Origin of the sequence: Pedomonas sp. V897 (genome assembly GCF_051304405.1) — a bacterium.
Classification (GTDB): domain Bacteria; phylum Pseudomonadota; class Alphaproteobacteria; order Sphingomonadales; family Sphingomonadaceae; genus Pedomonas.
The window spans coordinates 309,274-324,262 of sequence record NZ_JBPPGG010000002.1; the positions used below are offsets into that span (position 1 = coordinate 309,274).

Annotated in this window: 15 protein-coding genes; 8 read left to right on the forward strand and 7 right to left on the reverse strand. The window is 68.3% G+C overall.

Annotation, left to right across the window (positions count from 1 at the left end; genetic code table 11):
- Nucleotides 1-2 precede the first annotated feature (2 nt).
- The 7 genes from ACSJJU_RS07430 to ACSJJU_RS07460 all read left to right on the forward strand — a co-directional run bounded on the left by ACSJJU_RS07430 (nucleotide 3) and on the right by ACSJJU_RS07460 (nucleotide 6,640).
- Nucleotides 3-608, forward strand: coding sequence for a riboflavin synthase (locus ACSJJU_RS07430; protein WP_435914693.1), 606 nt, complete (start codon nucleotides 3-5; stop codon nucleotides 606-608).
- A complete protein-coding gene (gene ribB, locus ACSJJU_RS07435) occupies nucleotides 602-1,729 on the forward strand; it encodes a 3,4-dihydroxy-2-butanone-4-phosphate synthase (protein ID WP_435914694.1) in 1,128 nt (375 codons plus the stop codon). Before ACSJJU_RS07430 ends, ribB begins: the two co-directional genes overlap by 7 nt.
- An 80-nt stretch (nucleotides 1,730-1,809) precedes the next feature.
- Nucleotides 1,810-2,247, forward strand: coding sequence for a 6,7-dimethyl-8-ribityllumazine synthase (gene ribH / locus ACSJJU_RS07440; RefSeq protein ID WP_435914695.1), 438 nt, complete (start codon nucleotides 1,810-1,812; stop codon nucleotides 2,245-2,247).
- 6 nt (nucleotides 2,248-2,253) lie between these two features.
- On the forward strand, nucleotides 2,254-2,742 hold the full coding sequence (gene nusB, locus ACSJJU_RS07445; RefSeq protein ID WP_435914696.1) for a transcription antitermination factor NusB: 489 nt from the start codon (nucleotides 2,254-2,256) through the stop codon (nucleotides 2,740-2,742).
- Nucleotides 2,739-3,749, forward strand: coding sequence for a thiamine-phosphate kinase (gene thiL, locus ACSJJU_RS07450; RefSeq protein ID WP_435914697.1), 1,011 nt, complete (start codon nucleotides 2,739-2,741; stop codon nucleotides 3,747-3,749). Before nusB ends, thiL begins: the two co-directional genes overlap by 4 nt.
- A complete protein-coding gene (locus ACSJJU_RS07455) occupies nucleotides 3,721-4,230 on the forward strand; it encodes a flagellar basal body-associated FliL family protein (RefSeq protein WP_435914698.1) in 510 nt (169 codons plus the stop codon). The genes thiL and ACSJJU_RS07455 overlap by 29 nt, the downstream gene beginning before the upstream one ends.
- 283 nt (nucleotides 4,231-4,513) lie before the next feature.
- A complete protein-coding gene (locus ACSJJU_RS07460) occupies nucleotides 4,514-6,640 on the forward strand; it encodes a sodium-translocating pyrophosphatase (protein ID WP_435914699.1) in 2,127 nt (708 codons plus the stop codon).
- A 320-nt stretch (nucleotides 6,641-6,960) separates the two neighbouring features.
- Here the strand turns inward: ACSJJU_RS07460 and ACSJJU_RS07465 are convergent, their stop codons facing one another.
- Nucleotides 6,961-7,467: an N-acetyltransferase family protein gene (locus tag ACSJJU_RS07465; protein ID WP_435914701.1), complete on the reverse strand. Its 507-nt coding sequence runs from the start codon at nucleotides 7,465-7,467 to the stop codon at nucleotides 6,961-6,963.
- A 224-nt stretch (nucleotides 7,468-7,691) separates the two neighbouring features.
- Nucleotides 7,692-8,576 (reverse strand): branched-chain amino acid aminotransferase, encoded by an 885-nt coding sequence (locus tag ACSJJU_RS07470; protein WP_435914703.1) that lies wholly within the window; start codon nucleotides 8,574-8,576, stop codon nucleotides 7,692-7,694.
- A gap of 85 nt (nucleotides 8,577-8,661) precedes the next feature.
- On the opposite strand from ACSJJU_RS07470, the gene ACSJJU_RS07475 reads away from it, so the two are divergent.
- Nucleotides 8,662-9,150, forward strand: coding sequence for a MarR family winged helix-turn-helix transcriptional regulator (locus ACSJJU_RS07475; RefSeq protein WP_435914704.1), 489 nt, complete (start codon nucleotides 8,662-8,664; stop codon nucleotides 9,148-9,150).
- A 33-nt stretch (nucleotides 9,151-9,183) separates the two neighbouring features.
- On the opposite strand, the gene ACSJJU_RS07480 is transcribed toward ACSJJU_RS07475, so the two are convergent.
- From ACSJJU_RS07480 to ACSJJU_RS07500, 5 genes are all read right to left on the reverse strand, one after another.
- Entirely contained in the window at nucleotides 9,184-9,837 is a 654-nt protein-coding gene (locus ACSJJU_RS07480; RefSeq protein ID WP_435914705.1) for a hypothetical protein, read from the reverse strand.
- Complete coding sequence (gene proC, locus ACSJJU_RS07485) at nucleotides 9,834-10,667, reverse strand: pyrroline-5-carboxylate reductase (RefSeq protein ID WP_435914706.1); 834 nt, start codon at nucleotides 10,665-10,667, stop codon at nucleotides 9,834-9,836. The genes ACSJJU_RS07480 and proC overlap by 4 nt, the downstream gene beginning before the upstream one ends.
- 34 nt (nucleotides 10,668-10,701) lie before the next feature.
- A complete protein-coding gene (locus tag ACSJJU_RS07490; RefSeq protein ID WP_435914707.1) occupies nucleotides 10,702-11,211 on the reverse strand; it encodes a YbjN domain-containing protein in 510 nt (169 codons plus the stop codon).
- Between the two features lie 127 nt (nucleotides 11,212-11,338).
- The gene (locus ACSJJU_RS07495; RefSeq protein ID WP_435914709.1) at nucleotides 11,339-11,644 is read right to left on the reverse strand and encodes an accessory factor UbiK family protein; all 306 of its coding nucleotides are present in this window, start codon (nucleotides 11,642-11,644) and stop codon (nucleotides 11,339-11,341) included.
- Between the two features lie 234 nt (nucleotides 11,645-11,878).
- Nucleotides 11,879-14,989 carry an efflux RND transporter permease subunit gene (locus ACSJJU_RS07500; RefSeq protein WP_435914710.1) on the reverse strand — a complete coding sequence of 1,037 codons (3,111 nt, stop codon included), beginning with the start codon at nucleotides 14,987-14,989 and terminating at the stop codon, nucleotides 11,879-11,881.

The following is a 14,989-nucleotide window of genomic DNA, read 5'->3' on the forward strand; positions in this document are numbered from 1 at the left end:
TTATGTTTACAGGCATCATTACAGACATCGGCACCGTCCGTTCCATCGAGCCGCGCGGCGACACCCGCATTGTGCTTGGCACCGCCTTCGACCTCTCGACGGTGGAGATCGGTGCGTCCATTGCCTGCTCGGGCGTCTGCCTGACGGTGGTGGACAAGGGGAGCGACTGGTTTGCCGTCGATGCCTCGGGCGAGACGCTGTCCCGCTCGGCGCTGGGAAGCTGGCAGGTGGGCACCCCGGTCAACCTGGAGCGGGCGCTGAAGGTGGGCGACGAGCTGGGCGGCCACATCGTCACCGGCCATGTGGACGCGGTGGGCCGCATCACCGACATCGTGCCGGACGGCGCCTCCCGCCGCATCCGCTTCGAGGCGCCCAAGGGCCTCGCGCCCTACATCGCGCCCAAGGGCTCCATCACCATCGACGGCATTTCCCTCACCGTGAACGCGGTCGAGGACGGGCCGGACGGCGTGCTGTTCGAGGTGAATGTCATTCCGCACACCCAGAGCTGCACGACCCTCGGCCGGGCCAAGGTGGGCGATCCCGTCAATATCGAGATAGACGTGCTGGCGCGTTACGTCGCGCGGCTCAAGGAGGTAGCGTCATGCTGAAGACGGCTCAATCCGAAGCCCATATGGCCCTGTCGCCCATCGAGGAAATCATCGAGGACGCCCGCAACGGCCGGATGTTCATCCTGGTGGACGACGAGGACCGGGAGAACGAGGGCGACCTCATCATTCCCGCCCAGATGGCCACCCCCGACGCCATCAACTTCATGGCCAAGTATGGCCGCGGCCTCATCTGCCTGTCGCTGACCGCCGAGCGGGTGCGCCAGCTTGAGCTGCCGCTGATGAGCCAGAACAACGGCACCCGGCACGAGACCGCCTTCACCGTCTCCATCGAGGCCAAGGAGGGCGTCACCACCGGCATCTCCGCCGCCGACCGCGCCCGCACCATCGCCGTGGCGATCGACCCCACCAAGGGCAAGGAGCACATCGTCACCCCCGGTCACGTCTTCCCGCTGATGGCGCGCGAGGGCGGCGTGCTGGTCCGCGCCGGCCACACGGAAGCGGCGGTGGACATCGCCCGCCTCGCCGGGCTGATGCCCGCGGGCGTGATCTGCGAGATCATGAACGACGACGGCACCATGGCCCGCCTGCCGGACCTGATCGCCTTCGCCCAGTTGCACGGCCTGAAGGTGGGCACCATCGCCGACCTGATCGCCTACCGCCGCCGCTATGACAATCTGGTGGAGTGCATCGCCGAAGGCGAGATGGAGAGCGAGTACGGCGGCACCTGGAAGCTCAAGACCTACGCCAACAAGGCGGAGTATGCGGAGCATCTGGTGCTCATCAAGGGCGATATCGACCCCGCCAGGCCGACGCTCGTGCGGATGCATGCCCTCTCCATCTTCAACGACATGCTGGGCGAGGTGAGCGAGCGCACCGGCCAGCTTCAGGCCGCCATGCGGACCATCGGCAAGCATGGCTCGGGCGTGATCGTCATCATCCGCGACACCCGGCCGGACCGGCTGTCCCAGATCATGAATGCCCGCGCGTCCGAATCCCGCGAGGAACATGTGCTGCGCGACTACGGCATCGGCGCGCAGATCCTGGTGGATCTGGGCGTCAGGGATCTGGTCCTGCTGACCCGCTCGGCGCGCCACAACATCATCGGCCTTGAGGGCTACGGCCTTCAGGTGGTCGACGAGATCGAGCTGTCGGACGACTGAGGCGGGGGCGGGGCCGCCGCCAGGGCGGCCCTCCCGCGCCGGTTCCGGCCCGTTTTTCACTGAGTTTGCTAGGTAAGTTCATGACCGCACCGCATATCCTGATTGTCGAGGCCCGGTTCTACGAGGATGTGGCCGACGAACTGGTGGTCGGCGCCATCCAGACCCTCGAGGCCGCCGGCGCAACGTGGGATCGGATCGCCGTGCCGGGCGCTTTCGAGATTCCGGGCGCGATCGCCATGGCCGCCAGAAGCGGCAAGTACGACGGCTACGTGGCGCTGGGCCTCGTCGTGCGGGGCGAGACCACCCACTACGACTACGTGTGCGAGGAAAGCGCCCGGGGCCTGATGGATCTGGCGGTGCGCGAGCGCCTCGCCATCGGTTACGGCATCCTGACGACGGAGAACTTCCGTCAGGCGTGGGAGCGGGCCCGGGTGGGTCAGGGCAACAAGGGCCGCGCCGCCGCCGAGGCCGCCCTGACGATGGTGGGCTACCGCCGCCGCTTTGGCGCGGAAGGGTGATGAGCCGTGGCTGACCAGACGCTGAAACCCAAGACCCGTCCCGGCACGCCGCGCAGCGCGGCGCGTCTCGCCGCCGTGCAGGCGCTGTACCAGATCGAGATGGCGAGCGACTCCGTCCCCCGCGTGATCAAGGAATTCCACGATCACCGGCTCGGCAGCGAGATCGAGGGCGACACCTACATCCGCGCCGACCGCAACCTGTTCGACGACATCGTCGCGGGCGCGTGGGCCCGCCGCGAGGAGCTGGACGGGCTGATCGCCCGCCACCTGGCCGAGGGCTGGACGCTGGAACGGCTCGACCGCCCGATGCGCCAGATCCTGCGCGCCGGTGCCTACGAGCTGGTCGCCCGGCCGGACGTGCCGACGGCGGTGGTCATCACCGAGTATGTGGACGTGGCCCACGCCTTCTACGAGCCGCGCGAGGCGGCGTTCGTGAACGGCCTTCTCGACCGGGTGGGCGAGGCGGCCGGCCGCAAGGGCAACGGCGCCAAGTGAGGGAGTTCGAGCTGATCGGCCGCCTGCTCGCGCCGATCGCTCGCGCGCCCGAGGCCCGCGGCCTCAAGGATGACGTGGCCGTGTGGTCCGCGCCGGCGGGCTGCGAGGTGGTGCTGACCAAGGACATGGCAGCCGAGGGCGTGCATTTCCTCGCCGACGATCCGCCCGAGGCCATCGCCGCCAAGCTGCTGCGGGTGAACCTTTCCGACCTTGCCTCCAAGGGGGCGGTGCCCCGGGGCGTGCTGCTGGGGCTCGGCCTGACGCCCGCGCAGGACGAACCCTGGCTGCGCCGCTTCACCGAGGGGCTGGCGGCGGATCTGGCACGCCATGACGTCCAGCTCTGGGGCGGCGACACCATCCGGGCGGGCGAGCGGCTGGTGCTCAGCCTCACCGCCATCGGCACCGCACCCCATGGCGCGGCGCTCAGCCGGGCGCACGCGCGGGCGGGGGACGATGTCTATGTGACCGGCACGATCGGCGATGCCTGGCTCGGCCTTCAGGTGCTCACCGGCGCGCTCGACCTGCCGCCCGCCCACCGGGCGGCGGTGGTGCAGCGCTACCGCTGGCCCGAGCCGCGCGTGGCGCTGGGCCCGGCGCTGCCCGGCATCGCCCGCGCCTCGGCGGACGTGTCGGACGGCCTCTTGGCGGATGCCCGCCACATCGCGGCGGCCTCCGGCGTGCGGGTGGTGCTGGAGGCGGCGCGCCTGCCGCTGTCGGACGCCGCAGCGGCGTGGGTGGACGCAGACGCGGGTGTGGGCGCGGCGGACAGCCTTTCCCGGCGCGTGCAGCTGGCCTCGGGGGGCGACGACTACGAGATCGTCTTTACCGCCAGCCCCCGGGACCGGGAGACGGTGTTGGGGCTTTGTCAACGATTTGGGATTAGGATTTCCCGAATCGGACGGGTCGAGGCGGGCGAGGGGCTGATGCTCCTCGGACCGGACGGCACGGCCCTTGCGCTGACCAAGCTGGGGTATGAGCATGGCGGGAGCAGACGGGGACAGGACTGAGGCCGACGCCGGCGCAGCGTCCCGCAAACGATCCAGACTCATCGCGCTCACGCTGCTGGCGGCCGGGCTGATCGCCGGAGGCGGCGGCGCGAGCGCCTACTTCCTGCTGACCGGCGGTGCGGGCGCCGCGGCGGCGCTGGCGCCGGAAGCGTCCGAGACGCCGCAGGCTCCGCCCGCGTTCGTCTCCCTCAACCGCCTGACGGTGCCGCTGGTTGCGCCCGGCGGCGCCCTCAGCGGCTATGTGAACCTCGACCTCCAGCTGGAGGTGGGGGAGCAGGACGCGGACTTCGTCAAGGCGCGGATGCCGCTGGTGCGCCACGCCATCAACCACAGGCTCTCCACCACGTCGGTTGCCGATGCCCGCAACCCGCTGCTGCTGGATTACGACGCCGCCGAGACGGTGCTGCGCGACGCCGCCAACGAATCGCTCGGCAAGCCGGTGGTGCGCACGGTGCAGATCACCACGGTCCTGCCGCTCTGAGCCTGCCGCCCCGGGGCGGTGCGTTTCGGCAGCGTAACTGCCATTTTCCCTGCTGTTTTCCCCGCAATCCGGTCTCCGCCGCGAGATCGCTTGCATGGCCCTTGTGCATTTGCAACGATCCGCCGCAGTTGCGACGTACAGTCCGTAGCGTCGGGAGCCGGTTGCGGTCCCTTGGGCGAGCCACCGCTCCAACCTGTTGATTCCATGCTTTTACCCAAACGAGGGCCGGGTTTCCGGCCCCGGCGAACATCGTTTCGTTGCGATGCGTTCGTGCACAAAAGCCATGCGAACCAAGGGGGAATCGCTCGTGGACATACTTTACGTGTCAATCGGGTGCGGGATCGTCGCGCTGCTTTACGGCGTGCTGGCGGCCCGCTCGGTGCTGGGAGCCTCGGCGGGCTCCGAGACGATGCAGCAGATTGCCGCCGCCATTCAGGAAGGGGCGAGGGCGTACCTGAACCGCCAGTACAGCACCATCGCGGTGGTGGGCGTGATCGTGGCGGCGATCATCTTCTTCACGCTCGGCCTCTATCCGGCCGTGGGCTTTGCCATCGGCGCCATCTGCTCGGGGCTGGCCGGGTTCATCGGCATGAACGTCTCGGTCCGGGCCAATGTGCGCACGGCGGAGGCGGCGCGGCAGGGGTTGCAGCAGGGGCTGACCCTCTCGTTCCGCGCCGGGGCCATCACCGGCCTGCTGGTGGCGGGCCTCGCGCTGCTGGCGATTGCGGTCTACTTCTTCGTGCTGACCCGGGTGCTGGACCATGCGGCGAGCGACCGGGTGGTCATCGACGCGCTGGTGGCGCTGGGCTTTGGCGCCTCGCTCATTTCCATCTTCGCGCGCCTTGGCGGGGGCATCTTCACCAAGGCGGCGGACGTGGGCGCGGACCTGGTCGGCAAGGTGGAGGCGGGCATTCCCGAGGATGACCCGCGCAACCCGGCCGTGATCGCCGACAACGTGGGCGACAACGTGGGCGACTGCGCCGGCATGGCCGCCGACCTGTTCGAGACCTACGTGGTCACCATCGGCGCGACCATGGTGCTCTCGGCCTTGCTGTTCGGCGCGGACCAGGACGCGGCCCTGCTCGGCAACCTCATGGTGCTGCCGCTGGCCATCGGCGGCCTGTGCATCCTCACCTCCATCATCGGCACCTTCTTCGTGCGGCTGGGCAAGTCGCAGAACATCATGGGGGCGCTCTACAAGGGCTTCTGGGTGACGGCGGTGCTCTCGGCCATCGGCTTCTGGTTCCTCATCCCCTATGTGGTGGGGCCGGGCGGCGCGGCGATCACCGCCGGCGGCATGACCTTCAGCGCCCAGAGCCTGTTCATCTGCAGCCTCGTCGGGCTGGCGGTGACGGCGCTGCTCGTCTGGATCACCGAATACTACACCGGCACCAACTTCCGCCCGGTGCGCTCCATCGCCCTGGCGTCGGTGACGGGCCACGGCACCAACATCATCCAGGGGCTGGCGGTGAGCCTGGAGGCGACGGCGCTGCCGACCATCGTCATCTGCGCGGGCATGATCTTCACCTACAGCCTGGCGGGCGTGATGGGCATTGCCTTTGCCGCCACGGCCATGCTGGCGCTGGCGGGCATGGTGGTGGCGCTGGACGCCTACGGGCCGGTCACCGACAACGCGGGCGGCATCGCCGAAATGGCGGGGCTGGATGCCAGCGTGCGCAAGAACACGGACGCGCTGGACGCGGTGGGCAACACCACCAAGGCGGTCACCAAGGGCTATGCCATCGGCTCGGCGGGGCTGGCCGCGCTGGTGCTGTTCGGCGCCTACGCGGCGGACCTCAACACCTTCTTCGGCGAGCTGACCATCGACTTCTCGCTGGCCAACCCCTACGTGGTGGTCGGCCTGCTGCTGGGCGCGCTGCTGCCCTACCTGTTCGGCGCGCTCGGCATGACCGCGGTGGGCCGCGCGGCGGGCTCGGTGGTCGAGGAGGTGCGGGGCCAGTTCCGCGACAACCCGGGCATCATGGCGGGCACGTCCAAGCCCGACTATGCGCGCACGGTCGATCTGGTCACCAAGGCGGCGATCCGGGAGATGATCATCCCCAGCCTGCTGCCGGTGCTGGCGCCGCTCGTCGTCTACTTCGTCATCAGCGCGGTGGCGGGGCAGGCGCAAGGGTTCGCCGCGCTCGGGGCGCTGCTGCTGGGCGTGATCGTCGGCGGGCTGTTCGTCGCCATCTCCATGACCTCGGGCGGCGGTGCGTGGGACAACGCCAAGAAGTACATCGAGGATGGCAACCACGGCGGCAAGGGCTCGGACGCCCACAAGGCGGCCGTGACCGGCGACACGGTGGGCGACCCTTACAAGGACACCGCCGGTCCCGCCGTGAACCCCATGATCAAGATCACCAACATCGTGGCCCTGCTGCTGCTGGCGGCGCTGGCGCACGGGTAATCGGGGGCGGCAGGAGGCGCACGTCCGCCTCCTGCACCCTCCATCCGGTTTCAGGGGCCGTGCCGGTCAGCCCGGGCACGGCCCTTTTTCTTTCCGGGACCGGGGGAGGGCGGCGCGGAAAACGAAGGGGTGCAGGGGACGAGTCCCCTGCAAAAGCCCCTGTTTCCTTAACATAACGCGAAATCGACGCTACGGGGGTTTAAACGCCCGTAGAGAGGTTTTTGCCTATCCACGCTGGGGTGGTGGCGGGCGGGTCTGTTTCGGCGCTGCAAGGGGCCTCTACGGGCGATTACGGGGCATGTAGGTTGCTGGAGGTCCGCTTATGCGGTCTCGCCGCTGCCGGGCCGGGTCAGGTCCTGATAGAACACCAGGGCATCGACGAAGCCGAAGCGCGGGTGCTCGAACGCGCCGGGCAGGCGGCCGACGATCTGGAAGCCCAGCGCCTGCCACAGGCGCACCGCGCCCTCGTTGGTGGAGATGACGAAGTTGAACTGCATTCCCCGGTAGCCAAGCTGGCGGGCGAGGTCCAGCGAGTGGCGGCACATGCGGCTGGCGACGCCGCGTCCGCGCGCCTGCTCGTGGGTCATGTAGCCGCAATTGCAGACGTGGCGGCCGCCGCCCTGCTGGTTGGTGCGCAGGTAGTAGGTGCCGAGGATCTGGCCGTCTTCCTCCAGCACGTGGACGTGGTGGTTGGGGGAGAGCCAGTAGGCGAGCGCTGCTTCGCGGCTCATGTCCCGGTCCAGCGTGTAGGTCTCGCCCGCCCGGATGACGGGCTCGAGAATGGCCCAGATGGCGTCCTGATCCTCGGGGCGGGCGGGTCTGATCATGGTGGAACCTCCTCAAAGCAACCGCTGCCGAGCACAGAATAATTCAACCGCATCGTCAAGGTGGATGTGTCTGTGCTGGCTCGCTTTTTCGGGTCTGATGCGTGATCCGGCCGACGTGCGGCCAGAGGATGAGAAATCCTCCGCAAGATGTTGGTTCCTAAAAGAAACACCCCCGGACGGCCGGGCCATCCGGGGGTGTTTCGGATCTTGCGCTGCGGCGCCGGTCAGGCGTTCAGGCGGCCCCAGACCAGATTGTCGTAATCGGTCATCAGGCGCTTGCAGACGTCGCCCGGGGTGAAGCGCCACGGGCCGATCTCGGCGACCGGGGACACCTCGGCGGCGGTGCCGGTGAGGAAGCACTCGTCAAAGTCCGACAGCTCCTCCGGCCAGATGGCGCGCACGTGGACCGGGATGCCCGCCCGCTCGGCCAGCTGGATCACGGTCTGCCGGGTGATGCCGTTGAGGAAGCAGTCGGGCTCCGGCGTGTGGATCTCGCCGTTCTTCACGAAGAAGATGTTGGCGCTGGTGGCCTCGGCCACGCGGCCGCGGTAGTCCAGCATCATGGCGTCGGCGCAGCCCTTGTCTTCCGCCGCGTGCTTGGAGACGGTGCAGATCATGTAGAGGCCGGCGGCCTTGGCGGCGCTCGGCGCGGTGTAGGGGGCCGGGCGGCGGTAGCGGGCGATGTCCAGCTTGAGGCCCTTCAGCCGCTCTTCCATCGAATAGTAGGACGGCCACTCCCAGCAGGCGATGGCCACGTGGATCTTCGTCTTCTTCGCCGAGATGCCCATCTGCTCGGAGCCGCGCCAGGCGACCGGGCGCATGTAGCAGTTGGTGAAGCCGTTGGCCTTCATCACCTCGTAGCAGGCGGCGTTGATCTCGTCGTCGCTGAAGGGAAGGTCGAAACCGAGCAGGTTGGCCGAGGTCCGCAGCCGGGCGGTGTGCTCCGCCAGCTTGAAGATGGTGCCGTCGTAGGCCCGCTGACCCTCGAAGACCGACGAGCCGTAATGCATGGCGTGAGTGAGGACATGCACCTTGGCGTCGCGATGCGGAACAAGCTCGCCGTCGAACCAGATGAAACCGTCGCGGTCGTGGAAGGGGCGGTCGGACATGGAACCTCTCTCGGTAACGTTGAATTCTAATATTCTTGTCGGTAGGGGGTTGCGTTGGGTAACATTCTAAGCGATATAAGTCAACATGGCTGACGCAAATTCTCTTGCTTCCCCCCTGTTCCTCCGCGAGGCGGAAATCCGTCGCGGCATCGAACTGCTGTACTTCGGCTATCGGGATTTCACCAAGGGGCCCGATGCCCTGCTGGAGAAGCACGGGTTCGGCCGGGCGCACCACCGGGCGCTCTATTTCATCGGCCGCAAGCCGGGCCTTTCGGTCTCGGAACTGCTGAAGCTGCTGCGGATCACCAAGCAGAGCCTGAGCCGGGTGCTCTCGGACCTTCAGAAGCAGGGCTATGTGGTGGCCTCCGTCGGCCCCTACGACAAGCGCCAGCGTCTGCTCTACCTCACCGACAAGGGCGTGGATCTGGAGCGGCAGGCCTTTGCCGCCATCCGTGACCGCATGGCGCAGGCCTACGGCCAGGCCGGGCCGCAGGCCGTGGCCGGGTTCTGGTCCGTGCTGCTCGGCCTCATCGACCCGGATCAGCAATCCGCCATCAAGGACCTGATGCGCTAGGGCTCAGGCCGCCAAAGCGCCCGCAGGCAAGGCTCAGGCAGGCTGCGTGCCGCCGGGCGTGCTGCTTGCATCCGGCGCGGCGGAGGGGCCCGACGCGGCAGACTGGCGAGCGCGCCAGCTGAAGCGGTCGCACCAGCGCTCGGCCCGGCCCAGGGCCTGATCCAGCGCTGCCATGGTGCGGGCCATGTCCGGCGTGTCGTCGCGCAGCCAGGTGCGGGTGACGGAGAGGTAGAGGCAGGTCAGCCCCTGAACCTTCGCCATGCCCGACAGGCCGGTGACGTTGACGCCCGCCGCGTCCGCCAGCACGCGCATGGAGCGCGGCAGGTGGCAGGCGAAGAAGGCGGCCAGCCCCGGGTCGGTGCAGGCGGCGTCCGCCAGCTTGCGGATTGCGCCCTTGTAGGGCTGGTGCGCGTCGAGCCGCGCCATGATGAGGTCAAACAGGCGGTCGCGGGTGCTGAGGCTCGCGTCGCCGCCGTCGAGGGAGCGCAGGGCGGCAATATCGGCGCGGCGTCCGAACTTCGCCAGCATGTCGAAGCGGCTGCCCGCCGAAAGCACAAGCTGCCACACCGGGAGTCCCGCTGCGGCAGCAATGCTCTGTAACGTCGTGTTTTGCCAACCCTGCCGTTCGATCACCGCCATGAGCGCGTCAAGGCAGCGGTCGAGATCAGCCGTGGGTGCAGAGGTCATGAGTCCTGTCCGAGCTCCCGGCTGCGGTTGGCCGCAGCCGTCAAGGTTGCCTCGATCAGGGGAGCCAGCCCGTGCTCGCTCATCAATACACTGAGGCCCGCGGCGGTGGTGCCGTTGGGGCTGGTGACCTGGGCACGCAAGGTCGAGGGGTCTTCCTGCGAGCGTTTTGCCAGCTCTCCCGCACCCGCGACCGTATCACGGGCCAGGTCCAGTGCCAATGCCGGGGGCAGGCCAAGCTTCGCGCCCGCCGCCGCCATGCACTCGATGAGGTAGAACACATAGGCCGGCCCGGAGCCCGACAGGGCGGTGACCAGGTCGATAAGCGCTTCGTCCTCAACCGCATAGGCATTGCCCACGGCGGAGAGCAGGGTGAGGGTGAGGGCGCGCTCGTCCGCGCTCACCTCGGGCGTCGCCACCGCAACGGTTGCGCCGCGGCCGATGGCGGCCGGGGTGTTGGGCATGGCCCGGATGAGTCGCTTGTGCCCGCAGGTCAGCTCGCCGAGCCGCCGGAAGGTGGTGCCCGCCGCGATGGAGATGACGAGCGTATCCTCGGCGATGAGCGGCAGGAGGGTGGGCAGCACCTTGGCCATCATCTGCGGCTTGACCGCCACCACCATGGCGCGCGGCTTGACGCCGTCCGCCGGCACGTCGGTGAACACCAGCTCCGCCTTCGCGCCCGCCTCGACTGCGCGGGCCGCACCCGCCGGTTCGAGAACGCGAATGGCTTCGGGGGCGATGCCGCCCGCGATCCAGCCCCGCAGCAGGGCCGAGCCCATGTTACCACACCCGACCAGAAGCAGCGGCCGGTCCGACGTCAACGCAACAGTCATGATGAACCTCTGAACGCCTGAGCCCTGAAGTGCCTTACGCCTCGCCCTGCGGATCGAGCAGCGCGGCCTCCATCGCCTCGGCCGGGCGCTTGCCCGCCCACAGCACGAACTGGAACACCGGATAGTAGCGCTCGCATTCGCCCACGATGGACTCGAGGATGGTGTGGGCCTGGGAGGAGGACAGGTTGCTGCCGTCGTCGTCCATCACGATGGCGTGGCGGAACAGCACGCTGCCGTCCTGCGCCCACATCTCGAAGTGGCCCATCCACAGCCGCTCGTTGATGAGGCCGAGGGTTTCGTAAATGGCAGCGCGCTTGGTATCCGGCACGCGGATGTCCAGCATGCACGCCAGCTGGATCACCTGATCTTCCCGATGCCAGAAGGCGCGAAGCTGATAGGCATTCCAGCTCCCCGGCGCGGCGACGATCAACTCGTCGTTGTTGTCGCGCTCATAGGCCCAGTCCCGCTCCGAGCAGCAGAATTCGAGCACCGACAGCGGATCGGCGTAAGACGCACCGACATCGTCCAACTCGAGCGCAGTCATGGTCTCTCCTGACATCCAATCAGTGGGAGCACACGCTCCCGGTTTCCGGAAATAGTCTCATGCCCCACCGCGAACCGCAAGGCGCGGCAGGTCGCCAGACCGCAGAATCTTGTGGACAAATCTGGGGTTAATTGGTCCCGGCAGGCGATTCGGGGCCGGAGGCGGTGTCCTGCGGCGCGGCCGATGCCCCGGAAAGGGCGGCTTCCAGCGCCGCGACGCGCGCCTTCAGCGCCTCGTTTTCCTCGCGGGCGCGCTCGGCCATGGCCCGCGTCGCCTCGAATTCGTCGCGGCTGACCAGATCGAGCCCGCCGATCACGCGCTCGACCCGCTGGCGCACCAGCGCCTCGATCTCGCGCTTCATGCCCGCCAGCGCTCCAACGGCGCCGGTGGCAACGCGGGAGAGGTCATCGAACAGGCGATTGTCAGTCTGCATTTGGGTTCCTCATTCTGCCGTCAGGGCCGGGCTGCCGTGTCGGTGGCGCCGTGGCGTGGCAGCGCCGGCCGTGCGTCCTTGCACCCTGAGGTAGAGCCCCGAGGCGGCGGGCACAAGAGCTGGACGATCGAAAAGTCATGAAACCGGCCCGGCCGCCCGTGCGGGGCAATGCAAAAGCCGCTGCGGACCGGCGGGTCGGCAGCGGCTTTGCGGGATGGTGTGGGGCAGCCCGGCCTATTCGGCGAGGGCGGTCTGGCGGGCCATCTGGTCCTCCAGATCCCGGGTCACGGCCTCGGGCGAGCGGGTGTAGCGCGCCAGACGGTTGTAGAACACCGGAATGACATAGAGGCTGAGCAGGGTGGACAGCGACACGCCGAACACGATCACCGTGCCGATGGCCTGGCGCGAGGCCGCGCCCGCGCCGCCCATCACCACCAGTGGCACCGCGCCCGCCACCGTCGCGATGGAGGTCATCAGGATCGGGCGCAGGCGGCGCTCCGAGGCGCGCAGGATGGCCTCGCGCACGGTGTGGCCCTCGTCGCGCAGCTGGTTGGCGAACTCCACGATGAGAATGCCGTTCTTGGTGGCAAGGCCCACCAGCATGACGATGCCCACCTGGCTGAAGATGTTCAGCGTGTTGCCGAGGAGATGCAGGCCAAGGGCCGCGCCGCCCACCGCCAGCGGCACCGTCAGGATGATGACGATGGGATGGATGAAGCTCTCGAACTGCGCCGCCAGCACCAGATAGATGACCAGAATGGCGAAGACGAGCGCAAAGAGCAGGGCCGAGCCCGCCTCCTTGTACTCGCGCGATTCGCCCTTGTAGCCGACGGCGACCACTTCCGGGTGCTTGAGCGCCTCGTTCTCGAGGAACGCCAGCGCCTCGCCCAGCGAGTAGCCCGGACCCACGTCGCCTTCGAGGGTGATCGCCCGCAGCTTGTTGAAGCGGCCGAGGGTGCCGGCGTCGGCGAACTCCTCGAGCGTGACCAGATTGGACAGCGGGATCAGCTGCTGGGTCGTGCGCGAGCGGACATACATGTTCTGAAGGTCCGCCGGCGAGAGCCGGTTGTCCCGCTGGGCCTGGAGCACCACGTAATATTCCTCGCCGCGGTCGATGAAGGTGGTGACGCGCTTGGAGCCCATCATGGTCTCCAGCGTCGAGCCGATCTCCGTGACCGAGACGCCCAGATCCGCCGCGCGGGTGGTGTCGATCTTCACCTGCATCTGCGGCTTGGTCTCCTTGTAGTCGGAGTCCAGGCCCTGGATGCCGGGGTAGTTGGCCGCCGCCGCCATGATGGCGTCGCGGGCGCGGGCCAGCTCCTGGAAGGAGGAGCCGCTGATGACGAAGCGGATCGCACGGCCGCCGCCGCCCAGCGAGTTGTCCTGGTTCAGGAACACGCGCAGGTTGGGCAGGTCTTCCAGCTCCCGGCGGAGCTGGCGGATCACGTCATCGGTGGAGACGTTGCGCTGGGACCAGTCCTTGAGGATGAGCGTGCCCGCCGAGCTGGTGAAATCGTCGCCGGCGCCGAAGCGGCCGGGCGCGCGCAGCACCACACGCTCGATCGGATGGTCTCCGCCCACGCTTTCGAGAATCCGCTTCTCCAAGTCGAGCGTTGCCTGGATGAGCGCGTCGAAGCCCATGCCTTCGGGGCCGGAGGTGTTGATGCGGGCCAGACCCGTATCCTCCTGCGGCGCCAGCTCGCTCTGGAGCGTGGCGAGGCCGAAGACGGTGAGGCCCAGCACCGCGACGCACACGCCCGCCGTCGCCACCCAGCGCTCCACCACCCCCTCGAGCGAGCGGCGGTAGGCGGCGCCGAGGCGGGCGAGCAGCTCGTCCATCTTCTGGTTGAAGCGGCTCGGCTTGACGTTGGCCTTCAGCATCTTGGAGCACATCATCGGCGTCAGCGTCAGCGAGACGATGAGCGAGACGCCCACCGCGCCGATCATGGCCGCCGCCAGCTCGCGGAACAGGCGGCCGGTGTTGCCGCCCAGGAACAGCACCGGCACGAACACCGCCATCACCACGACGGTGGAGGCGATGACCGCGAAGCTGACCTGCCCCGCGCCGTTGTAGGCGGCGAGCAGGGGCGGCTCGCCCTTCTCGATGCGGTGGTAGACGTTCTCCAGCACCACGATGGCGTCATCGACCACCAGGCCGATGGCCAGCACCAGCGCCAGCAGCGTCAGCAGGTTGAGCGAGTAACCCAGCGCCGCCAGCAGGATGAACGCGCCGGTGAGGCTGATCGGCACGGCCACCGCCGGCATCAGGGTGGCGCGCAGCGAGCCGAGGAACAGGAAGATCACCACCACCACCAGAACGGCCGCTTCGGCGAGGGTGTGGTAGACCTTCTTGATGGACTCGCTGATGAAGATCGAGGTGTCGTAGTTGACAAACAGCGTCATGCCCTCGGGCAGGGTGCGGTTGATCTCCGGCACCTGCTCCCGGATGAGCCGCGCCACCTCGACGGTGTTGGCGTTGGACTGGCGCACGATGCCCAGGCCCACGCCCGGCGTGCCGGTGTTGCGGTACATGGTGTAGGGGTTCTCGGACCCCAGCTCCACCTCGGCGATGTCGCCCATGCGCACCAGGTGGCCGTTCGCGCCGCGCCCGATGATGAGCTGGCGGAAGTCCTCCGGGTTCAGATAGGGGCGGTTGATCCGCAGCGTCAGGTTCTGGTCGCTGGATTCGATGCGGCCCGCCGGAAGCTCCACGTTCTGGGTGCGCAGGGCCTGCTCCACGTCCGCCGTGGTCAGCTGGTAGGCGGCCAGCCGCTCGCGGTTGAGCCAGACGCGCATGGCCGGGCGGCTGCTGCCGTAGATCTGCACGCGGGCCACGCCGCTGGTGGCGCTGAGACGGTCCACCAGATAGCGGTCGGCATAGTCCGCCAGTTCCAGAAGGCTGTGCTGCTTGCTGGTGAGGTTGAGGAACATGATGGGGCGGGCGTCCGCGTCCACCTTGTTGATCTCGGGCGGATCGGCCTCCTCCGGCAGGTTGTCGACCACGCGCGAGACGCGGTCGCGCACGTCGTTGGCGGCGTCGTCGATGTCGCGGGAGATGTCGAACTCGATGGAGATGTCCGAGCGGCCGTCGCGGCTCGACGAGGTGATGGACTTCACCCCCTCGATGCCGGAGATCTGCCCCTCGATGAGCTGGGTGATGCGGCTCTCGATCACCTCGGCGGCGGCGCCGCGATAGGTGGTCTCCACCGACACCACGGGGATGTCGATGTTGGGATACTCGCGCAGCGGCAACTGCGAGAACGAGATGATGCCGAAAGCCGTGATGAGCAGGCTCAGCACCGCCGCAAGCACAGGGCGGCGGACCGCGATATCCGAGACGCGCAT